This is a genomic window from uncultured Anaerococcus sp. (genome assembly GCF_937934665.1).
GTDB lineage: Bacteria > Bacillota > Clostridia > Tissierellales > Peptoniphilaceae > Anaerococcus.
The window spans coordinates 1-5911 of record NZ_CALGYW010000120.1; the positions used below are offsets into that span (position 1 = coordinate 1).

Here is a 5911-nt window from a genome sequence, read left to right on the forward strand (position 1 = left end):
ATAGACTACTTTAGCTAGATTAAATAGACACTTGGAATTATAAAAATAAGGAGCTTGAAATGTTAAATGGTAAGGGTTTTGATTTATGGGCTGATGATTATGATAAGGTTGTCGGTCTAAGTGATGAGGATAATTCATATCCTTTTGCAGGTTATAAAAATATTTTAAATGAAATATATAAGCTTATATTAGATTCGTCTGGCAAGGATATTTTAGACCTGGGTTTTGGTACAGCTACTCTTGCTTCAAAACTCTATGAAAAAGGGTTTAATATTTACGGCCAAGATTTCTCTGATAGAATGATAGAAATTGCCAGAAAGAAGATGCCTCAGGCTAAGCTTTTTAAGGGAGATTTTAGAGATGGCTTGGTAGAAGGGCTGAGAGATCAAAAATACCATGCAATTGTTGCGACTTATTCTCTCCACCACCTAAAAGATTTAGATAAAGTTACCCTTATAAAAAACCTCCTTACAAGGCTTAAGAATGGAGGAAAGCTATATATAGGAGATGTGGCTTTTAAATCTCGAAAAGACCACGATATGTGTAAGCATGAAGCAGGGGATATGTGGGATGATGATGAGATTTACTTTGTAATAGATGAGCTTAAGCCTTATTTTAAAGATATGAAGTTTAAGAAATTTTCTGAGTGTTCAGGCCTTATTACTATAAAAAATAATAAAAATTTAAGAAATTTATAGAGTCCGGTGATTTTCACCGGTTTTTTATTCGAAAATTTTAATAATTTTCAAGATTGATACTTTCAATGAAGGTTACGTTTTCATCGCTTTATCAAAGTTATCTAATAATTGACAACTGGGATAAAAACTGTATAGTTTTACAAATCGAACTTACATTACTATATTAAAGCTAACACTACTATACTTTGCCTAGGCAAAATTTACATACAAAGGGGAAGAAGATGAAAGTTGCTAAATTTGGAGGAAGTTCACTGGCTGATAGTCTTCAGCTAAAAAAAGTTAAGGATATAATTCTAGCCGATAAGGATAGAAAATACATAGTTGTGTCTGCACCTGGTAAGGGAGCAACCAACAACCACAAGGTCACAGACCTCCTTGCCATGTGCCACCAGTTAAGTTGCCATGACCTAAATTTTAATGAGGTTTATAAGATTATCGAGGATGTTTATAAAAATATTGTGGAAGATCTTTCTTTGAATATTGATATAGCTAGCATCTTAGCTGAGGTTAAAGAAAAGATAACAAATGGCGCCTCCTACGATTTCGTTGTTAGCCGTGGGGAGTTTATGAGTGCTCAGGTTCTTGCCTCTTTTATTGGCTATGATTTTGTGGATGCCAAGGATTTGATTTCATTTAATAAGGGAGTTTTAGATTTAGAAAAGTCTCAGGCTGCTATAAAAAATATCCTAGCTAAGCATGACAGGGCTGTTATTCCAGGTTTTTACGGCGAGGAAGAAGGCAAGGTTAAGACCTTTTCTCGTGGTGGATCTGATGTGACAGGTTCTGTTATTGCAGCAGCTATGGATGCAGAAATGTATGAAAACTTTACCGATGTGTCAGGATTTTTGGTTGCAGATCCTAGGATTGTCAAAGATCCAGAGCCTATTGGTACTATTACCTACAAGGAACTTAGGGAGCTTTCTTACATGGGGGCCAATGTCCTTCATGAAGAGGCGATTTTCCCGCTTAAGGATAAGAATATTCCGATTAATATCAAAAACACCAATGCCCCTGATAAGGACGGTACCCTTATCCTATCTAAGTGTGATAGAAAAAATAAAAATATCCTAACTGGTATTACTGGCAAAAAAGACTTCACTGTTATTACCCTAGAAAAGGTAAATATGAACAATGAGAAGGACTTTTTTAGAAAACTTACTACAGTTTTTGAGTCAAATGATATATCAATCGAGCATATGCCTTCTGGTATTGACACAGTTTCTGTCCTTGTGGCAGATTCATACATTACCCCAAAGCTAAATAAGGTCCTAGAGGAGTTACAAATTTACTTAGATGTTGATAGCCTTTCTTGGGAGAGGGATATTTCCCTAATAGCAGTTGTTGGTCGTGGCATGATCAATGAAAAGGGAGTTTCTGCCAGGACTTTTACGGCTCTTGCTAGGGAAGGGGTCAATATAAAGATGATTAGCCAGGGTTCTAGCGAGATAAATATTATTATCGGAGTCGAAACCCAAGATTTTGAGCAGGCAATCTGCTCTATCTATGAAGAATTTTATGGCAAGAACTAAGTGAAGTTAATAAACCTTGGAGGTTTGATTTGAAAATTGCGATTATGGGCTTTGGCACAGTCGGATCAGGTGTCGAGGAAATCCTATATAAAAAGAAAAATAGTCTAAGAAACCATAATCTTATTATAGAAATTGATAAGGTGCTAATAAAAAATAAGAATAAAAAGAGAAATCCTTTTGAAAAAGACCTAGTTTTTACAGATGATTTTGAGGAGATTTTGTCTTCAGATGTGGATACAGTTATTGACCTAACTACAAGCCTAGAGGAAACTTATCAGATGATTAGCTCCCTAATGAAGGCTGGTAAGCATATCATAACAGCAAATAAGGCTGTAGTTTCAAAGTATTTTGAACAATTAAATGCTCTGGCAAGGTCAAATGAAGTTTATTTTTCTTATGAGGCGGCAGTTGGTGGGGCTATTCCTCTAATCCATCCTCTAATGGAGGAAGCTATTTTTAATAAGATGGATAAGGTTTTTGGTATCCTAAATGGTACAAGCAACTACATCCTATCTAAGATGGAGACAGAGGGTGCATCCTACACAGATGTTCTAAAAAAAGCCCAAGACCTAGGTTTTGCAGAGCTTGATCCTACAGCAGATGTAGGAGGCTTTGATTCTATGAGAAAGATTAGGATTCTTTCTTCTTTGATTTATAATGCAAAGGTAAATGAAGAAGAAATACCTACTTTTGGGATTGAAAATATCAAAAAAATCGACTTAAGTTTTGCCAAGAATATGGGATATTCCATAAGGATGCTTGCTAAATCTGAGCTTAAAGATGGCAAGATAAATATTTCTGTAATCCCAAGTTTTGTAAATGATGAGTTTTTTGCCAAGACCTTTGATGAAACCAATGGAGTGAAAGTATGGGGAGAAAATTTTGACTCTTATGAATTTAAGGGTCCAGGTGCAGGCAGGCTAGAAACTGCAGAAGCCGTAATTCGTGACCTAGTGAGGGTCTTATCAAGAAGAGAAATCCCAGCCTATTATAATATGGAAAACTCCTACCAAGTTTCAAACACTCTTGAAAATAAGTTTTACATAAGGACATCAAAACTTACACCAGAGCTTAAGAAACTTGTTAAATATGAAGAACATAAAAAAGAAGAATACTTTATTTTGACAAAAAAAGTTAGCCTAAGAAATTTAAAACCAATCCTAGCTGACCTAGGAGAAGTATTTTTAGCAGAAATTGAGGAAGATTTATGAAATTTTTATCGACAAGAGATTCAAAATTAAGGATATCCGGCAGAGAAGCCATAGTAAAGGGCATATCCGATGATGGTGGGCTTTTTGTTCCAGAATATTTTCCAGCCTTTGATATAAAAGAGAACTTGGACTTATCCTATACTGCCATGGCTTGCAAGATCTTATCTTTATATTTTACAGACTTTGATAGCGAGGACCTACTTAAGCTAATAGAAAAATCTTACGAAAGCTTTGAAGATGAGATAGTAAAAGTCGCCTACCAAAAAGACTACTACCTAGAGCTTTACCACGGAAGGACATCAGCCTTTAAGGACTTTGCCCTATGTCTTTTGCCAAACCTTTTATCCTATGCCAAAAAATCCCTAGGTATCAAGGATAAGACCCTTATCCTTACAGCGACATCAGGTGATACAGGCAAGGCTGCCCTAGAAGGTTTTTATAATACAGAAGATATCGACATCTTAGTTTTATATCCAACAGAAGGCGTAAGCGATATCCAAAAAACTCAGATGGACTCAACAGCTTCGCTAAATTCAAAGGTTATAGCCATTGACGGCAATTTTGATGATGCCCAAACAGCTGTTAAAAAAATCTTTAATGACCCAGCTATAAAAGAGGAATTAAAAAAGAAAAATACCTACCTTTCATCAGCCAACTCCATCAATATCGGCAGGCTCTTGCCGCAGATAGTTTATTATTTCTACGCCTATGCAGATCTTGTCAATAACAAGGAAATAGAATGCGGAGATAAGATAACTTGCTGTGTGCCAACAGGCAACTTCGGAGATATTCTGGCAGGATTTTATGCCAAACAGATGGGACTACCTATAGAAAAACTTGTAATAGCCTCAAATGACAACAAGGTCCTAACAGACTTTTTCACAACAGGGACCTATGATGCTAATAGGGACCTAATCAAAACTATATCCCCATCCATGGATATCCTCGTTTCATCAAACCTAGAAAGATTAATCTTTCATAAGTCCTCAGACAAGGTCGTCAAAGAAAAAATGGAAGACCTAAGGAAGGATGGAGTCTTTACTTTTGATGGCAAATTTGATGAATTTCTAGCAGGCTACGCAAATAAGGAAGATACCGAAAAGACAATTAAAAAAGTCTACGAAGAAGAAGGCTACCTAATAGATCCTCATACAAGCGTGGCCAAGGCTGTTGTAGATAAACTTGGCCTTGAAAAAACCATGGTCTTATCAACTGCAAGCCCTTACAAGTTTGCCTCATCAGTCCTAAAAGCCCTAGGAGAAAATCCAGGCAAGGATGAATTTGAAAATATAAAATCCCTTTATGATAAAACAGGGGTGAAAATCCCAAGTGAAATAAGGAAACTAAAGGGAAAGAAAATTATCCACCAGACAAAAATCAAAAAGGATGAAATTGCTAGAGAAGTTCTCAAATTTGCATCAAGGGGCAAGAGAATATCAGTCCCAGCCACCTCAGCCAACCTAGGACCAGGCTTTGATGCCTTGGGTCTTGCCCTAAATCTTTATAATACTTGCGAATTTAGGCTAACAGATGATGGGAAAAGTTTTGAATCAAATTTAAAGGAAAACCTAATCTACAAAGCCTATAAATTTACCTTTGACTACTACAAAGAAAAAGCAAGACCAGTTACTTTTGACCTAGAGGTAGATATCCCCATATCAAGAGGCTTAGGCTCATCTGCAGCCTGCATAGTTATGGGAGTTATGGCAGCCTTTGAAGTCATGGGAAGAGATCTTGATAAAAAAGAAATCCTAAAAATTGCAACATCCATTGAAGGCCACCCAGACAACGTCAGTCCAGCCATCTTTGGAGGAGCAGGAGTATCGATACTAGAGGAAGGCAAAGTCTACCTAGAAAAATTTGAAATCTCAGAGAAATTCAAATTCTTAGCCTTAGTCCCAGACTTTAGACTATCGACAGAAAAAGCTAGACTCGCCCTCCCACAAACCTACCCAAAAGCCGACGCAGTCTTCAATATAGCTAGGGTCGCCATGCTAGTCCTAGCCCTAGAGTCAGGAGATGCTGCCAACCTAAAAGTAGCCCTAGCAGATAAAATCCACCAACCCTACAGATTTGACCTAATACCAGAAATAGAAAAAATCGAAAAAATTATAAAAGAATCTGGAGCCCTATCCTACTACCTAAGCGGCGCAGGATCAACAATCATGCTAATCCTAGACAAGGATGATAATGAGTCAGAAAAAGAAATAAGGGAAAACCTAAAAAAATTATCAGATAACTATGACCTAAAAGCTCTGGAAATAGATAGGAAGGGAGCTTTTGTGATTTAGATATCGCCTAAAATATATAGATAAAAAGAAATAAGTTCCAAAAAACATTGACTTGTTATATAATATTTATATAGCTAAGATTGTAAAAAATTAAAGTGAATGAAATTAGCTTGATATAAATAAGGAAATGGGATAAAATGAGGATTTGTTTAATGTTTTACCCGCATATGCGGGGATGATCC

Annotated in this window: 4 protein-coding genes; all 4 read left to right on the forward strand. The window is 36.5% G+C overall.

Annotated features, from left to right (window positions below):
- Window positions 1-59: 59 nt before the first annotated feature.
- A complete protein-coding gene (locus tag Q0410_RS06450) occupies window positions 60-698 on the forward strand; it encodes a class I SAM-dependent methyltransferase (protein WP_299034510.1) in 639 nt (212 codons plus the stop codon).
- Window positions 699-919: 221 nt separating this feature from the next.
- Window positions 920-2227, forward strand: a complete 1308-nt coding sequence (locus Q0410_RS06455; RefSeq protein WP_299034512.1) for an aspartate kinase — start codon at window positions 920-922, stop codon at window positions 2225-2227.
- A gap of 29 nt (window positions 2228-2256) precedes the next feature.
- Window positions 2257-3438, forward strand: coding sequence for a homoserine dehydrogenase (locus Q0410_RS06460; protein ID WP_299034514.1), 1182 nt, complete (start codon window positions 2257-2259; stop codon window positions 3436-3438).
- Complete coding sequence (gene thrC, locus Q0410_RS06465; RefSeq protein ID WP_299034516.1) at window positions 3435-5729, forward strand: threonine synthase; 2295 nt, start codon at window positions 3435-3437, stop codon at window positions 5727-5729. Before Q0410_RS06460 ends, thrC begins: the two co-directional genes overlap by 4 nt.
- Window positions 5730-5911: the final 182 nt, after the last annotated feature.

Excerpts from the sequence above, each read along its gene's own strand:
- Q0410_RS06455 (WP_299034512.1), top strand. The coding sequence starts at position 920 with ATGAAAGTTGCTAAATTTGGAGGAAGTTCACTGGCTGATAGTCTTCAG.
- thrC (WP_299034516.1), top strand. The coding sequence starts at position 3,435 with ATGAAATTTTTATCGACAAGAGATTCAAAATTAAGGATATCCGGCAGA.
- Q0410_RS06450 (WP_299034510.1), top strand. The coding sequence starts at position 60 with ATGTTAAATGGTAAGGGTTTTGATTTATGGGCTGATGATTATGATAAG.